The sequence below is a fragment of the Georgenia sp. Z1491 genome (assembly GCF_057652395.1).
This window is the reverse complement of record NZ_CM172729.1, coordinates 1,738,938-1,754,518: the sequence shown is the minus strand read 5'-3', so window position 1 is coordinate 1,754,518 and position 15,581 is coordinate 1,738,938. Positions and strand designations below refer to the sequence as shown.

Annotated in this window: 14 protein-coding genes; 6 read left to right on the top strand and 8 right to left on the bottom strand. The window is 73.0% G+C overall.

The window, feature by feature from the left end; all coding sequences use genetic code 11:
• Positions 1 to 292: 292 nt before the first annotated feature.
• The gene (locus AC24HA_RS08215) at positions 293 to 1,825 is read left to right on the top strand and encodes an HNH endonuclease (protein ID WP_425709081.1); all 1,533 of its coding nucleotides are present in this window, start codon (positions 293 to 295) and stop codon (positions 1,823 to 1,825) included.
• A gap of 118 nt (positions 1,826 to 1,943) precedes the next feature.
• On the opposite strand, the gene hemW is transcribed toward AC24HA_RS08215, so the two are convergent.
• The 4 genes from hemW to lepA form a co-directional block, all read right to left on the bottom strand.
• Entirely contained in the window at positions 1,944 to 3,224 is a 1,281-nt protein-coding gene (hemW, locus tag AC24HA_RS08210) for a radical SAM family heme chaperone HemW (protein WP_425709082.1), read from the bottom strand.
• Complete coding sequence (trmB, locus tag AC24HA_RS08205) at positions 3,217 to 4,020, bottom strand: tRNA (guanosine(46)-N7)-methyltransferase TrmB (protein ID WP_425709083.1); 804 nt, start codon at positions 4,018 to 4,020, stop codon at positions 3,217 to 3,219. The genes hemW and trmB overlap by 8 nt, the downstream gene beginning before the upstream one ends.
• A gap of 113 nt (positions 4,021 to 4,133) precedes the next feature.
• A complete protein-coding gene (locus tag AC24HA_RS08200) occupies positions 4,134 to 4,952 on the bottom strand; it encodes an MOSC domain-containing protein (protein WP_425709084.1) in 819 nt (272 codons plus the stop codon).
• Between the two features lie 3 nt (positions 4,953 to 4,955).
• Complete coding sequence (gene lepA, locus AC24HA_RS08195; RefSeq protein ID WP_425709085.1) at positions 4,956 to 6,818, bottom strand: translation elongation factor 4; 1,863 nt, start codon at positions 6,816 to 6,818, stop codon at positions 4,956 to 4,958.
• A 228-nt stretch (positions 6,819 to 7,046) separates the two neighbouring features.
• On the opposite strand from lepA, the gene AC24HA_RS08190 reads away from it, so the two are divergent.
• The 3 genes from AC24HA_RS08190 to AC24HA_RS08180 all read left to right on the top strand — a co-directional run bounded on the left by AC24HA_RS08190 (position 7,047) and on the right by AC24HA_RS08180 (position 9,485).
• Complete coding sequence (locus AC24HA_RS08190; RefSeq protein WP_425709086.1) at positions 7,047 to 8,135, top strand: YeeE/YedE family protein; 1,089 nt, start codon at positions 7,047 to 7,049, stop codon at positions 8,133 to 8,135.
• A gap of 181 nt (positions 8,136 to 8,316) precedes the next feature.
• Complete coding sequence (locus AC24HA_RS08185; protein ID WP_425709087.1) at positions 8,317 to 8,541, top strand: sulfurtransferase TusA family protein; 225 nt, start codon at positions 8,317 to 8,319, stop codon at positions 8,539 to 8,541.
• Between the two features lie 257 nt (positions 8,542 to 8,798).
• The gene (locus tag AC24HA_RS08180; protein ID WP_425709088.1) at positions 8,799 to 9,485 is read left to right on the top strand and encodes a hypothetical protein; all 687 of its coding nucleotides are present in this window, start codon (positions 8,799 to 8,801) and stop codon (positions 9,483 to 9,485) included.
• Between the two features lie 21 nt (positions 9,486 to 9,506).
• Here AC24HA_RS08180 and AC24HA_RS08175 read toward each other — a convergent pair whose 3' ends face one another.
• From AC24HA_RS08175 to AC24HA_RS08165, 3 genes are read right to left on the bottom strand one after another with little or no spacing between them, the layout of a single operon-like run.
• Positions 9,507 to 10,340: a transglutaminase family protein gene (locus tag AC24HA_RS08175; protein ID WP_425709089.1), complete on the bottom strand. Its 834-nt coding sequence runs from the start codon at positions 10,338 to 10,340 to the stop codon at positions 9,507 to 9,509.
• Positions 10,337 to 11,266, bottom strand: a complete 930-nt coding sequence (locus AC24HA_RS08170; protein ID WP_425709090.1) for an alpha-E domain-containing protein — start codon at positions 11,264 to 11,266, stop codon at positions 10,337 to 10,339. Before AC24HA_RS08170 ends, AC24HA_RS08175 begins: the two co-directional genes overlap by 4 nt.
• Complete coding sequence (locus AC24HA_RS08165) at positions 11,260 to 12,849, bottom strand: circularly permuted type 2 ATP-grasp protein (RefSeq protein WP_425709091.1); 1,590 nt, start codon at positions 12,847 to 12,849, stop codon at positions 11,260 to 11,262. The genes AC24HA_RS08170 and AC24HA_RS08165 overlap by 7 nt, the downstream gene beginning before the upstream one ends.
• Positions 12,850 to 12,900: 51 nt before the next feature.
• On the opposite strand from AC24HA_RS08165, the gene AC24HA_RS08160 reads away from it, so the two are divergent.
• Positions 12,901 to 13,611, top strand: a complete 711-nt coding sequence (locus AC24HA_RS08160; protein ID WP_425709092.1) for a type II toxin-antitoxin system PemK/MazF family toxin — start codon at positions 12,901 to 12,903, stop codon at positions 13,609 to 13,611.
• Positions 13,612 to 13,782: 171 nt separating this feature from the next.
• A complete protein-coding gene (gene rpsT, locus AC24HA_RS08155; protein WP_425709093.1) occupies positions 13,783 to 14,043 on the top strand; it encodes a 30S ribosomal protein S20 in 261 nt (86 codons plus the stop codon).
• 190 nt (positions 14,044 to 14,233) lie between these two features.
• Here rpsT and AC24HA_RS08150 read toward each other — a convergent pair whose 3' ends face one another.
• On the bottom strand, positions 14,234 to 15,388 hold the full coding sequence (locus AC24HA_RS08150; protein WP_425709094.1) for a glycosyltransferase family 4 protein: 1,155 nt from the start codon (positions 15,386 to 15,388) through the stop codon (positions 14,234 to 14,236).
• Positions 15,389 to 15,581: the final 193 nt, after the last annotated feature.

Below are 15,581 nucleotides of genomic sequence, written 5' to 3'. Positions count from 1 at the left end.
TGCCTGCCGGAGTGCTACCGCACGGGGCGACCGCGCGTCGCGGGATAGTCAGCGCACGGGTCGACCGCGCTCCCGGAGCACCACGCACAGGCTCGAGCCGGCCTCGTGAGGCGCGTCGCACACGGCTCCTCTTCCGCTCGAATGATCGCGGCGGATCCACAGGCACGACTGCTGCAGATCCGTCCACAGGCGCGGAATTCCGGGGCTCCGATGTCAGTGGTGGTCGATAGGTTGGTAGCAGTTCGAACAGAGATTCGGCGTCTTGCAGCTCGAGGGTGAGGAGGTGATGGCGATGTCGACGACAGACGTGGACGAGCCTGACATCGACGACCCGCCTGCCCGCCGCTCCCCGACCGACGCCTCCGCCGCGGACGACGCCGCAGCGGTCGAGCACCTCACGGCCCACGACACCTCCGCGACGGGCACCTCCACGTCTGAGGACGGCGTGCCGCCGGGGGCGTCGTCGTCACCGGGCGCCGGTGAGATCCGCGGGATGCGGACCGTGCTGGCGGGGCTGCGTCGGGAGGACGAGGCTGACGCGATCGATCAGATCACCGCGCTGGAGGAGCTGGTCTCGGCCGCGCGTGCCGCCCAGGCGCGGGCCACGGCGGATCTGTGGCAGATGCGCACCGACCACGAGAAGGCCCTGGAGGTCCCGGCCGCGAAGCAGGGCCAGGGGGTCGCCGGTGAGATCGCGCTGGCCCGCCGGGAGTCCCCGGGCCGCGGCGCCCGCTACCTGGGACTGGCCAAGGCCCTCCAGGCCGACCTGCCGCACACGCTGGACCTCATGGAGAAGGGCCTGGTCTCGGAATGGCGGGCCACGATCCTCCTGCGCGAGACCGTGACCCTGTCCGCGGACGACCGGCGCGAGGTCGACGCGCGCATGGCCGTCGACCTGCCGACCATGGGCGACGGCCAGATCCACCAGCACGCACGCCGGCACGCCATGGAGCTCGACGCGGACAACGCGGCCGCCCGCCGTGCTCACGAGAACTCCCAACGCCGTGTCTCCCTGCGCGGCGGCCAGGGATCGATGGCCTACCTGACCGCGCACCTACCGATGACCGACGCCGTGCGCGTCCACGCCAGCCTCACCGCACAGGCCGCCACCCTGACTACCGACGGCAAGGCCGGCGGCCGGACCCGTCACCAGCTCGCCGCGGACCTGCTCGTCGAGCACGTCACGGGCACCGCCACCACCGAACCACGCGACGTGGCCCTGACCATCGTCATGCCCGCCGACACACTGGCCGGGGCCGACGTGCCCGCCTGGCTCACCGGCCACGGCCCCCTGGCCGCGGAGAGCGCCCGCGAGCATGTCCGCCACGCACGGACGGTGTGGTTCAAGAGACTGTGGACCGACCCCGACACCGGCGGCGTGGTCTCGATGGAGTCCCGCTCGAGGGTGTTCACCGGCGAGCTGCGCAAGCTGGTGCTCATCCGCGACGACATCTGCCGCACGCCGTACTGCACCAACCCCGTCGAGCACATCGACCACACCACCGACCACGCGCTCGGCGGCGCCACCAGCGCCGCGAACGCCACCGGGCTGTGCGCGTCGTGCAACTACGCCAAGCAGCACCCCGGGTGGCGCTACGCCACGAGCGACGACGGCCGGATCGACGTCCGCACCCCGACCGGGCACACCTACAGCGTCCCCCGCTCCCCCTTCCCCTACCAGCACCGCCCCGGCCCGGAGATGACCACGGACCGCTACCAGGCGCTCCGACGACGCGTCGCCGAGCGGGTCACCCGCAACCGGCGTTCCGAGCGCGACCCCCACGACGACGGCGGCAGCGACCCACCCACCGACCCGGACCCGTGAGCAGGCTCGCGCATGCCCATCGAGCCGCCTCGTTCAGGTACCCGATCACCCGACGTGAACCGACAACGCCCTCACCCGCGGGCGCGCCGCATCGCGCCCGCCTGCCCGGAGCTCGCTGTCAGTCGGTCAGCTCACGCACGACCGCGTCCGCCAGGAGACGCCCGCGCAGCGTGAGTCGCGCGCGCCCCTCGGCGGCGGGCCCCGGTTCGCACAGTCCCTCGGCGACGAGCCCGGCGAGGCGCGCGCCGGCGTCGTCGGGGGTGAGGCCCCCCTGCGAGGCGACCTCGACACCCTCGGCGAGCCGGACCCCCAGGAGCAGCCGCTCGAGCTCGCGCGACCCGTCGGACAGGACCTCCCGGCCGACGGCCGGCGAGAGCCCCTCGCGCAGCCGGGCCGCGTAGGGCGTGGGGTGCTTCCCGTTCCACCACCGCACGCCGCCGACGTGGCTGTGCGCGCCGGGGCCGACGCCCCACCAGTCGCCACCGCGCCAGTAGGCGAGGTTGTGCCGGCTGGCGTGGACGAGCCCCCCGGTCTCCGGGGAGTCCCCCGGCTCGACCCGCGCCCAGTTCGACACCTCGTACCAGCCGTAGCCGGCGCCGTCGAGCATCGCGTCGGCGAGCTCGTACTTCTCGGCCTGGTCGTCGTCGTCGGGCAGGACGAGCTCGCCGCGCCGCACCTGTGCGCCCATCCTCGTCCCGCGCTCCACGACCAGCGCGTAGGCCGACACGTGGTCCGGCTCCATCTCGAGCGCCGCCTCCATGGAGGTCCGCCAGTCGGCGACACTCTCCCCGGGGGTGCCGTAGATGAGGTCGACCGACACGTCGAGGCCGGCCTCCCGCGCCCACGCCACGGCACGGGGGACGCGGGCAGGATCGTGGGTCCGGTCGAGCGTCGCCAGTACCTCGGGCACGGCCGACTGCATGCCGAAGGAGACGCGCGTGACGCCGGCGGCCGCCAGGTCCTCGAGCGCCCTCGCGTCGACCGAGTCGGGGTTCGCCTCGGTGGTCACCTCGGCACCGTCCGCCAACCCGACCGTGTCCCGCACGGCACCGATCATCCGCGCCAGGTCCTCGACCGGCAGTCGCGTCGGCGTGCCACCACCAAGGAAGACGGTCGACGCCGGACGCGACACCATCCCGGACGCCGCAAGCTCGGGGTCGGCGAGCACGCGGCCCGCGAGCTCGACCTCCGCCACGGCGTTCCCGGCGTACTCCGCCGCCGAGCCACCCCCGCCGAGCTCGGCGTTCGTGTAGGTCGTGAAGTCGCAGTACCCGCAACGCACGGCGCAGAACGGTACGTGCAGGTAGACGGACAACGTCCGCTCCTGGGCGCCCGTTCCCGCGCTCGCGGGCAGTCGTCCGTCGTCGGGTGCGGGGTCACCCAGGGGCAGGTCAGCCATCGGGCATGTCCTCGACGCGACGGCGCACGGCCGTGAGGTCCGTGACCTCCCGCCCGTCCTCGACGCCGCGTCGCTCGAAGCGGGTGAGCGTGCGCCCGGGCCACCGCCCTGCCTCGACCGTCAGCTCGAACGCAGGGGCCGCGTCGAGGACGGTGATCATCTGCTGGGCATAGTTGGCCCAGTCCGTCGCCAGGCGCCAGGTCCCGCCCGGCGCGAGCAGGCCCGCGACGACCGCGGCGAACTCCGGCGAGACGATCCGTCGCTTGTGATGCTTGGACTTGCGCCACGGGTCGGGGAAGAAGGTCCACAGCTCGTCGACGGAGCCGGCGGGCAGCAGGATCGGCAGGGCCTGCTCGGCGTCGACGCCGAGGAGCCGCACGTTCGTCGCCCCCTCGTCGAGGACGCGGGCGAGCGTGCGCGCCAGCCCCGGCTGCCACACCTCGAGGCCGAGGAACCGCGTGCCGGGCTCGGCGAGCGCGGCGTGCACGATCTGCTCCCCCGCACCGCAACCGATCTCGACCACGAGGCGGCCTCCCGTCGTGAGGCCGTTCCCGAAGGCCCCGTCCAGGTCGAGGCGGGCATGGTCGGCCACGCCCGTCTCCGTCATCATCGGGACGTCCAGCACGACGTCGCCGCGCTCCTCCCAGACCTTCGCCAACCTGGGCTTGAGGCGGGTCCCGCGTCGGGTGAAGGACCGCACCCGTGCGTCGACGAACGCGGGTCCGTGCTCGCCGTCGCGCATCGTCCGGTCCGGTCCCGGCCCGCGGGAGGAGGCGACCGGCGGCTCGGTACGCACGCCGTCGTCGTGACGCCCGGAGTGTGCCACCGAGGCACGCCCGCCGTCGTCGTGACGCCCGGCAACTCCCGCCACCGCGCGCCCGTTGTCCGCCGAGCGCCCGCCGTCCCCCGTCACCGCGCGCCCCCGCCGAGGCCGCGGCCGGTCGAGCGCAGCTCACCGGGAAACTCACGCTCGTGGCCTCCGCGGCTCAGCGCGTCGAGCGCCCGCCGCACCAACGTCTCGTAGAGCACGGTCCCGCTCGCCTCGGCCCAGTCGAGCAGCGCCCCGGCCCGGTCGGCGTCCAGCCCGCGGAAGGCGTCGCCGACGCTCACGCCGTGCTCCGGCACGTCCTCCACGAGAATGTCGTCGCCGGCAGCGATCTCCCCGGTCTCCTCGACGCCCAGGTACGCCCCGCAGCGCCCGCCCGCGGTGAAGCGCCGCGACCAGTCCGGCTCGCCCATCCAGGCGGCGAACGTACGGCAGGGGGTGCGCGGCGACGTCACCCGCAGCACCGTGGTCCCGACCCGCCAGCGGGTCCCGATGACGGCCTCGTCGACGTCGATCCCCGACGTCACCAGGTTCTCCCCGAACGCCCCCGGCGGGTACTCCGTGCCCACGGCGTCGGCCCACGCCTGACGGGTCTCGCTCGCGTACGCGTACACGGCCTTGAACAGGCCGCCGTGGTTCTCCCGGTCGCCCTGCACGTCTCCCCACACGCCGTGCCGCAGCACGGTGAGCGGACGGTCGACGGGGCGCTTGTCGATGCCGCTCATCAGACCGCGCGAGCCCACGTGGAACAGCTGCGCCACCGAGCAGACGGCGGCCACGGTCGCGGGACCGTCCGTGAGGACCACGGGACCGAGCTCTGGACCGAGCTCACCCGCCGGCCGCGGCACCTGCGCGCGCGGGGAGGCGGTGGCCACGCCCCGCGGCCGAGGATCGTCGACCACGACCTACTTCTTGCCCGTGGGCGCGTCGGTCTGCAGCGCGGCGACGAAGGCCTCCTGCGGCACCTCGACCCGTCCGATCGACTTCATGCGCTTCTTGCCCTCCTTCTGCTTCTCCAGCAGCTTGCGCTTGCGCGAGATGTCACCGCCGTAGCACTTGGCGAGCATGTCCTTGCGCAGGGCACGGATGGTCTCGCGCGCGATGATCCGCGACCCGACGGCCGCCTGGATCGGCACCTCGAACTGCTGACGCGGGATGAGCTCCTTGAGCTTGCCGACCATCGCCACGCCGTAGCCGTAGGCCTTGTCCTTGTGTACGACGGCGGAGAACGCGTCCACCGGGTCGTGGTTGAGGAGGATGTCGACCTTGACGAGGTCCGAGGGCGCCTGACCGTCCTCGTCGTAGTCGAGCGACGCGTACCCCTTGGTCCTCGACTTCAGCTGGTCGAAGAAGTCGAACACGATCTCCGCCAGCGGCAGGCGGTACCGCAGCTCGACCCGCTCCTCCGAGAGGTAGTCCATGCCCAGCAGCTCTCCGCGCTTGCCCTGGCACAGCTCCATCACCGCGCCGACGAACTCGCTGGGCGTGAGGATCGTGCCCCGCACCATCGGCTCGGAGATCTCCTTGAACTTCTCCCCCGACGGGAACTCCGACGGGTTGGTCACCGTCACCGGGTCACCGTTCTCGAGGACCACCTCGTAGACGACGTTCGGCGCCGTGGAGATGAGGTTGAGGTCGAACTCTCGCTCGAGCCGCTCCCGCACGATCTCCAGGTGCAGCAGGCCGAGGAAGCCGCAGCGGAAGCCGAACCCGAGGGCGACGGAGGTCTCCGGCTCATAGGTGAGGGCCGCGTCGTTGAGCTTGAGCTTGTCGAGCGCCTCGCGCAGGGCCGGGTAGTCCGAGCCGTCCACCGGGTACAGGCCCGAGAAGACCATGGGCAGCGGCTCGCGGTAGCCGGCCAGCGGATCGGCGGCGCCCCGAGTGTGCGTCGTCACCGTGTCGCCGACCTTCGACTGCCGCACGTCCTTCACGCCCGTGATGAGGTAGCCGACCTCGCCGACCCCCAGGCCCGACGACGGCTTCGCGTCCGGTGAGATCACGCCGAGCTCCTGGAGCTCGTGGGTCGAGCCCGTCGACATCATCGAGATGCGCTCGCGCGGGTCGAGGCGCCCGTCGACGACGCGCACGTACGTGACCACGCCCCGGTACGTGTCGTACACGGAGTCGAAGATCATCGCCCGGGCCGGCGCCTCGGCGTCCCCCACCGGGGGCGGGATGTCACGGACGATCGTGTCGAGCAGGTCGACGACGCCCTCGCCCGTCTTGCCGGAGACCTTCAGGCAGTCCTCGGGGTCGCCGCCGATGAGGTTCGCGAGCTCCTCGGCGAACTTCTCCGGCTGCGCGGCGGGCAGGTCGATCTTGTTGAGCACCGGGATGATGGCGAGGTCGTTCTCGAGCGCCATGTAGAGGTTGGCGAGCGTCTGCGCCTCGATGCCCTGGGCGGCGTCGACGAGCAGCACGGCGCCCTCGCAGGCGGCGAGCGACCGGTTGACCTCGTAGGAGAAGTCCACGTGGCCCGGGGTGTCGATCATGTTGAGCGCGTACGCCGTGTCGTCGACCTGCCAGGGCATGCGCACGGCCTGGGACTTGATGGTGATGCCGCGCTCGCGCTCGATGTCCATCCGGTCGAGGTACTGGGCCCGCATGTCACGGTCCGCGACCACCCCCGTGATGCCGAGCATCCGGTCGGCCAGCGTCGACTTGCCGTGGTCGATGTGCGCGATGATGCAGAAGTTGCGCAGCTGCGCGGGCGGCGTCGCGGCCGGCTGGATCGTCGCGGCCTGCGACTCGTCGGGGATCGGGGGCACTGCTCACCTTCACGGGGTCGGGCGGGAGGGCCCATCGTCGCACACGGAGCCTCGCGGGCCGCGGGCCGTGCCGGTGCGTCCGGGCACCTCGCACAGCGCCTCGACGACGCAGCCACCCGCCCGAAGAACCGCCCGGTCTCGCATCCTGGACGCTCGTCGTCACCGCCGACGCGGCGGCCGCTCCCGTCCCTAGCGTCCCGAGCGTCATCGAGACCCAGGGGGGACAGCATGATCCTGACAGGACTGATCGTCGGCGGAGCGCTCGGCTTCGCCATGCAGCGTGGGCGATTCTGCGTCACCGGCGCGTTCCGGGACGTGTGGATCGGCGGACGGACGCGATGGCTCACGGCGTTCCTCGTCGTCGTCGCCGTGCAGAGCGTGGGGATCTTCGCCCTCGAGGCCGCCGGGATCATCCAGCTGGGCGCAGGCGAGCTCGCGCCGGTCGCCACCGTCGTCGGGGCCTTCATCTTCGGCTTCGCCATCGTCCTCGCGGGCGGGTGCGCCACGGGGACCTTCTACCGCTCGAGCGAAGGGCTCATCGGCTCCTGGTTCGCGCTCATCTTCTACGCCGGCTTCGCCGCCATCATGAAGTACGGGGCGTTCGCGGACCTCACGACCGCCGCCCGCGCGCAGACGGTGAACCTGACCTCCGTCCACGAGTCGCTCGGCGTCTCGCCCTGGTGGCTCGTCGGGATCCTCGTCGCGGCCGTCGGCTACGCCACGTACCGCCACCTGTCCGCCGAGCCGCGCACGGTGCTCGCCACCCTGCCGCCGCGTCGCAGCGGCCTGGCCCGCGTCCTGTTCGAGAAGCCGTGGCACGCCTTCGGCACCGCGGTGGTCATCGGGATCATCGCCATCGTCGCCTGGCCGCTGAGCACGGCTGCCGACCGCCCCGCGGGCCTGGGGATCACGACGCCGTCGGCGAACGTCGTCACCTTCCTCGTCACCGGCGACGTCGAGCTCGTGGACTGGGGCGTCTTCCTCGTCCTCGGGATCCTCGTCGGCGCGTTCCTGGCCGCGAAGGGTTCGGGCGAGTTCCGGCTCCGCGTGCCCAACGCCACCACGCTCGTGCGCTCGATCTCCGGCGGCGCCCTCATGGGGGTCGGCGCCGCGCTCGCCGGCGGCTGCACGATCGGCAACGCGATGGTGGGCACCGCCCAGTTCTCCTACCAGGGCTGGCTCTCGCTCGTGTTCATGATCCTCGGCACCGGCGCCGCCACGCACCTGTTCATCCTCCGGCACCGCGGCAGCGCCGCGTCGGGCGGCGATCAGGGCTCGTCGACCGGCGGCACCGCGAAGGTGCTGACGAACGCCTGAGCCGGCGGCAGCGCGAAGCTGCCGACCGACCACGGGCCAACGACCAACGACCAACGACCAACGACCAACGACCAACGACCAACGACCAACGACCAACGACCAACGACCAAACCAACCGCACCTGAACGAGAACCAGCACCAGCACCAGCACCAGCACCAGCACCGACGACAGGAGACATCCGTGCCACTGACGCTCGAGACCGACGGCCAGGTCTGCCCCTTCCCGCTCGTGGAGGCCAAGCAGGCCATGGCGAGCCTGGACGACGGCGACCACCTCGTCATCAACTTCGACTGCACGCAGGCCACCGACGCGATCCCGCGGTGGGCCGCGGAGAACGGCTACCCGGTCACGCACTTCGACCGGGTCGGCGACGCCGCCTGGACCATCACGGTGCAGAAGGCGTAGCGGCTCCCACCGCGCCGGACGCGGCGCCCGCCGACGCGCGCAGCCGCACAGCACGCGGCGCCCGACGACACGCGCAACCGCACAGCACGCGGTGCCGCACGACACGCGCAGCCGGACAGCACGCGCCGCCGCGCAGGTGTCGGGGCAGCATGCCCGGGTCGTCCGCCGTTCCCGCGGCGGACACCCGGGCTGTGTACCGTCGTCCGGTCGGAGGCGTCCTCCCGGACCGGCCGTCTCCCCGACCTCAAGGAGACCAGGTGCTTCCCGCCACGTTCCGCCGCCGGGCCTCGGCCCTCACCGCCGCGCTCGCCCTCGCCACCGTGCTCGCCGCCTGCGGAGGGGACGGCGACGAGACCACGTCGGGCACCGGGACGGCCGAGCCGGAGACGACCTCGGAGTCGGGGACGGGCGCGGAGTCGGACTCCGCGTCCGCGACCGAGCGCCCTGAGGTCCCCACGAGCGGCGCCATCCCGCCGAACGACCCCGGCCCGCTGCCCGAGGGCGTCGACCACGTGACGAACACCTCGAGCACCAACCGGATCGTCGCCGGCACCGCCGAGGCCGAGGGTGAGATCAGCGTCGAGTGCCTCGGCAACGACGAGGGCCTCGTCGTCTCCCTCGCCGGGACGAGCCCGGACCACGGTGAGCTCTCCGCCGTCGTCTCGTTCCAGCAGCAGGAGCTGACCTCCGTCGTCGTGCAGTCGAGCGAGTCCCCCGACGACGGCGGACCCATCATGTGGATGACCAGCGCCGGCGTCGGCGAGGAGCTGACGGCGAACGCCGTCGAGGAGGCCGGCGTCTGGACCGTCACCGGACCCGTCGACGGCTTCGACGGCATGACGCAGACGCCGATCGAGGGCGCCGAGGTCGACATCGTCGCCGACTGCTCCACCAGCGACGGGTCGACGTCCGGCGAGGCCGGCTCGGAGGCCGCGACCGACTAGCCGACGGCCCTCGTTCGTGGACTACGACTCCCGGGTGGTGCGGACCTCGACGGTCTGCCGCGACGTCCCGCCACCGGAGTAGACCCCCCGCAGGGGCGAGACGTCGGCATAGCTGCGACCGTGCGCGACACGCACGTGCAGCTCGCCGACGTCGGTCCGGTTGGTCGGGTCGTGCTGCGTCCAGCGACCGGCCGAGAACTCGACCCACGCGTGGGACTCGCCGAGCACCGGCTCGCCGACCTGCGCACTCTCCGGATGGATGTAGCCGGAGACGTATCGCGCCGGGATCCCGACCGAGCGCAGAGCGCCGAGCGCGAGGTGCGTGATGTCCTGGCACACGCCCTTGCCCGCCCGCCACGCGTCGGCGGCCAGGCCGTGCACGGACGTCACGCCGCTGCGGTACTCGACCCGGTCGCCGATGTGCTCGCAGATCTCGATCGCGGCGTCCTGCGGGTCCAGGCGCGCAGCAGCGTCGGCCGCGAACCTGGCGAGCTCCTCGGGCGGGTCCGTCACCGGGTCGGGCTGGAGCCACTCCCCGAGCGCGTCGACGGCCTCCGGACGGCGCACGTCCTCCCAGGACGCCCCCTCGAACCGCTGCGCCGGGTCGCGCTCGACGAGGCACTCGGCGCGCACCGTGAGCGTCTCGTGCGGCGCGAGCACCTCAACGACGTCGACCGTGGTGCCGAAGTAGTCCGTGTAGGCGGACAGGTGGGTCGCGGTCGGCACGTGCAGCTCGGTGTCCAGCACCCGCTGCCCGGCGGTCGCGGCCGGCCGCATGCGCGCCTCGTTGTATGAGGCGAGGACCGGCTGGTCGTAGCTGAAGGTCGTGCGGTGCACGACTCGGATGACGCTCACGCGCTCTCCCCCTTCCAAGCGGCCGGCTCGCCGACGAAGAACTTCGCCCGCACCGCGTCCGCGGCGCTCTGACAGGCCACCTGGATCGTCTCCATCTCGTCGAGCAGGTTCTCCTGCACGTCGTTCATCGCCATGTACTCGATCCGGGACCTCGCCCGGCCCAGGATCCTGCCGCCCTCGTCCGGCACGGCCACCTGCTCGCCGATCGTGCTGCGCAGCTCGACCAGGCACCGCTCCGCCTGGTCCAGCGAGTGCACCACGGAACGCGGGAACAGCCGGTCGACGAGGAGGAACTGCGCCGCCTGACGGTCCCCGGCCCGCCCGCGCGTGGAGCGCAGGAACGCCTCGAAGGCGCCGGTCGAGCGCAGCAGGGTCGTCCAGTCCGGCGCGCCGGCCGTCGTCACGGCGCGCGTGGCGACCAGCCGCGCCGTCATGTCCGCGCGCTCCAGGGAGCGTCCGAGCACGAGGAAGCTCCACGTCTCCCCGCGGCTCATCGTCGAGTCGACGAGCCCGGACACGATCGCGCTGCGCTGCCGCACCCACCCGAAGTAGTCGTGCGCGGAGCGCAGCAGCGCCATGTCCTTCTGGGAGTTGTACGTGTGGTTGAGGACCTCCCACAGCTCCGAGGAGACCGTCTCGCGGGCGCGCCGTGCAGCCTCGCGGGCCGACCAGATGGTGCCCGCGATCGACGCCGGCGACGTCCGGTCGTAGGCGAGGCGGTCCAGGACGTCACGGCGAGCCACCTCGTCCTCGTCCGACGTCGACTGGCCCATGATCGCCAGCAGGCCGCGGCAGGCGGTGTCCTCGTCGACCCACGGGTCCTCCAGGAGGAGCTGCAGGTGGGTGTCGAGCAGCCGGGCCGTGGCGTCCCCGCGCTCCACGTAGCGGCCGATCCAGAACAGCGACTCGGCGATGCGGCTCAGCACGTCGTCACCCCCGTCGTCGGGCCGGACTGCTGCTGCTGCTCGTGCTGCACGCGCACCGTGCCCTCCCGGTCGGAGTCCAGCGGGACGCCCTGCGGCACGGGAGCCGTCGCGCGCTCCTCCTCGCCGGCGTCCGCCGGCGGTCGCCTCAGTCTCGGTCGGCCACCCACCACCCAGGTGTCCTTCGAGCCGCCGCCCTGGGAGGAGTTGACGACGAGCTGACCCTCCTGGAGCGCGACCCGGGTCAGGCCGCCGGGCAGGACGAAGACGTCCTCCCCGCCGTGCACGGCGAACGGACGCAGGTCGACGTGCCGCGGCCGCGCCCGGCTCTCGACCATGGTCGGCACGGTCGAGAGCTGGACGACCGGCTGCGCGATCCACCCGCGCGGGTCCGCCCGGAGGCGTCGACGTGCGGCGTCGAGCTCCTCGCGGCCGGCCGCGGGGCCGATGAGGATGCCCTTGCCGCCCGAGCCGTCGACCGGCTTGACCACGAGCTCGTCGAGCCGGTCGAGGACCTCGGCCAGCGCGTCGGGCTCCTCGAGGCGCCACGTGTCGACGTTCGCCAGCAGGGGCTCCTCCCCGAGGTAGAAGCGGATGAGGTCGGGGACGTAGGTGTAGACGAGCTTGTCGTCGGCCACCCCGTTGCCCACGGCGTTGGAGATGGTCACGTTCCCCGCGCGGGCGACCGACATGAGGCCGGGGCAGCCGAGCATGGAGTCGGAGCGGAAGACCACCGGGTCGAGGAAGTCGTCGTCGACCCGGCGGTAGATGACGTCGACCCGGCGCCTGCCGGAGGTGGTGCGCATGTACACGCGCCCGCCGGCGACGAACAGGTCGCGGCCCTCCACGAGCTCGACGCCCATGAGGCGCGCCAGCAGCGAGTGCTCGAAGTAGGCGGAGTTGTAGACGCCCGGCGTGAGCACGACGACGGTCGGGTCGTCCACGCCGTCCGGTGCCGTCGCCGTCAGGGCGGCGAGCAGTCGGCGGGGGTAGTCGACGACCGGGCGCACGCGCAGCGCGGCGAACAGCTCGGGGAACGTCTGCGTCATCGCGCGCCGGTTGGACAGCACGTAGCTCACGCCGGACGGCACGCGGACGTTGTCCTCCAGGACCCGCCAGCCCTGCGCGGAGTCCCGCACGACGTCGATCCCGGAGACGTGCACCCGCACACCGCCCGGCGGGCGGAACCCCATGGCGGCCCGCGTGAAGTGCTGCGAGGTGACGACCACGCGGCGCGGGATCACGCCCTCGTCGATGACGCGCTGGTCGGTGTAGACGTCTTCGAGGAAGGACTCCAGCGCCTTGACGCGCTGCGCGACGCCCGGGGCCAGCAGGTCCCACTCCTCGGCCGCGACGACCCGCGGCACGGTGTCGAGCGGGAACGGCCGTTCCTCTCCCCCGTAGTCGAACGTGATGCCCTGGGCGAGATAGCTGCGTGCCAGGGAGTCCGACCGGGCGGCGAGCTCCTCGGTGCTCAGCTCCGTCAGTGCCTCATGGACCGGCCGGTAGGGCGCGTTGACCTCCGAGCCGTCGATCATCTCGTCCCATGCCGCGCCCGGCGGGTACCCGTCGAAGAGATCGGTCATGACCCGATCGTATGTGCTGGCGTGCAGCGGCTCACACGTAGGCTCCGCTGCATGAGCATCGCCAGCCGACTCGGCCGCCTCGCCCGCTCCGTCGCCCACGACGTCGCCACCGAGGGCAGACGCCGCCTCGAGCAGCGCCTGCGCGGCCGGTCCGGGGGCGCGGGCCCCGCCGGACGCGGCGGAGCTCGACGCGACGACGACCGGCGTGCCGGGCGCGGCGGCGCCGGTGGGAGCGGCGTCGGTTCCCGGCCCGGCGGACGGGACGGCACGGGCTCGGCACGGGCCGGCGCCGGCTCGGACGGTGCCCGGTCGGCGTACGACGCCGGCCGGGCGGAGCAGCGGCGGCTGGACGTGGCCGTCGCCTACGACGTCGACCGGCTCGGCCTTCCGGAGCTCGCCTACGACCCGCGGCGCGACGACCGCGCCGACCCGGGCGAGGTCGTGTGGGCGTGGGTGCCGTACGACGAGGAGGACGGCCGGGGCAAGGACCGGCCCGTGCTCGTGCTCGCGCGGCTCGACGGCGACCTGCTCGGCGCACAGATGACGTCGAAGGACCGCGCCGAGGGCGGCGTGCACACCGACCGGCACGGCCGGTCGTGGATCGACGTCGGTACCGGCGCCTGGGACGGTCAGGGCCGAGACTCGGAGGTGCGGCTCGACCGCTTGCTCCGCCTGCCTCACGACGCGGTCCGCCGCGAGGGCGCCGCCCTCGACCGACGCATGTACGAACGTGTGACCCATGCCCTTGAGTCGAGGTACTGACCACCGCTGACGGCACACGACCCCGCTGGTAGGCTGGGCCGCTGGGTCGGAGCCCCCCTCTCGGCGACGACCAGGGGATCCGTCGGCGCCCGCTCGCCCGGACGGCCCCGACCGATCGTCAGCACTCCCGCCGCGGCGGGCACGCATCAGCCGAACCGAAGGATCATCCACGTGGCGAACATCAAGTCGCAGAAGAAGCGCAACCTGACCAACGAGAAGGCACGCGTGCGCAACCGGGCCGTCAAGACGGAGCTGCGCACCCACGTGCGTCGCGTCCGCGAGGCCATCGCGGCCGGCGACAAGGAGAAGGCCGGCACCACGCTCGCCGCCGCCTCCCGCAAGCTCGACAAGGCCGCCTCGAAGGGCGTCATCCACGCCAACCAGGCCGCGAACCGCAAGTCGAAGCTCGCGAAGCAGGTCTCCGCGCTCTGACTCGTCCCGCCGCGCGGCGGACCGACGATCGACAGGGGCCCCTCCGGGGGCCCCTTCGTCGTCTCTCGCGGCCGGCGACGTCGCAGCCGACCAGCGCCACCACGGGTCGGGAGAGCAGCACCGGTCGCTCGGTGTCGCACCCGCCGAGCGCCACCACGGGCCGCGCGAGCGGTGCCCCTGCGCCCGGGGTCTAGCGGAAGAGCCCGGCCAGCCTCGAGGACCGCGAGGTGGGCCGGGCGGCGTCGATCGCGTCCTCGTAGTGACCGAGCAGCTGGTCGCCGAGCGCCTCCCACGAGCGGGGCAGGACGCGCCGCCGGCCCGCCTCCCCCATGCGTGCGCGCAGCGCGGGGTCGCCGGCCAGGTGCGCGACGTGGGCGACGAGCTCGTCGTCGTCCTCCGCACCGTAGAGGTAGCCCGTCTCCCCCACGGCGACGATGTCGAGCGGGCCCCCCGAGGCCGGCGCCACGACCGGCACGCCGGTGGCCATCGCCTCCTGCAGCGTCTGCCCGAACGTCTCGTGGATGCCGGTGTGGACGAAGACGTCGAGCGCCGCATAGGCGTCGGCCAGCTCGTCACCGGAGAGCTTGCCGGTGAAGTGCGCCGACGCACCCAGGGCTCGCTCGAGCGACGGGCGCGACGGGCCGTCCCCGACGACGAGGAGCCGGACGTCGCTGCGTCCCCCGAGGTTCGCGAGCCGCTCGACCCGCTTCTCCGACGCCAGCCGCCCGACGTACCCCACGACGGCCGCACCCTCCGCGCCGTCGAGCAGGCGCTCGCGCAGCCGCGCGACCTGCGGCGTCGAACGGCGCCGCGGGTGGAACAGGACGGCGTCGACCCCGCGCGACCACTCGCGCACTCGCTCGATGCCGTTGTCCTCCAGGTCGGCGATCGTCGGGCGCGACGGCGCGAGCGTCACGTCGGCCCGGTTGTGGACCGTGCGCAGCCACCGCCAGATCGCGGGCGAGGTGGCCGCGAGCCCGTGCTTGCGCGCGAAGCCGGCCACGTCGGTCTGGAAGACCGCCACCGTGGGGATGCCCCGCCACCGCGCCTCCGCGACCGCCTGGGCGCCGAGACCGAACGGGGCGGAGGCGTGGAGGACGTCCGGGTCGAACGCGTCGAGGATCCGCGAGATCGACGACGACACGAGACCCACCTGCAGGCCGCCGTACTTGAACGACGGGACGGTGACGACCGGGAAGCCGTTGTACTGGCGCGGCGCCGGGCCGGGGCAGACGACGATCGCCTCGTGCCCGCGCAGCCGGAGGTGGTCCAGGACCCGCAGCACGGAGTTCGTCACTCCGTTGGTGGAGGGGATGAACGACTCGGTGACGATCGCGACGCGCATCGGGCCATGCTCATGTCTCTTGGTGACCGCCCGGCTTCGCACACGCCCGATCCTGGTGTCCGTCCGGTGAACGGACGAGTCTTTTCCCGGGGAGTCCTGCCCCGCCGGCCAGTTCCGGCGGCGCGGCCCCACCGGTCTGTCCCGCCCCGTCGGCCAGATCCGGCGGCGCGGTCCCGCCGGCGCGTCCCGTCCC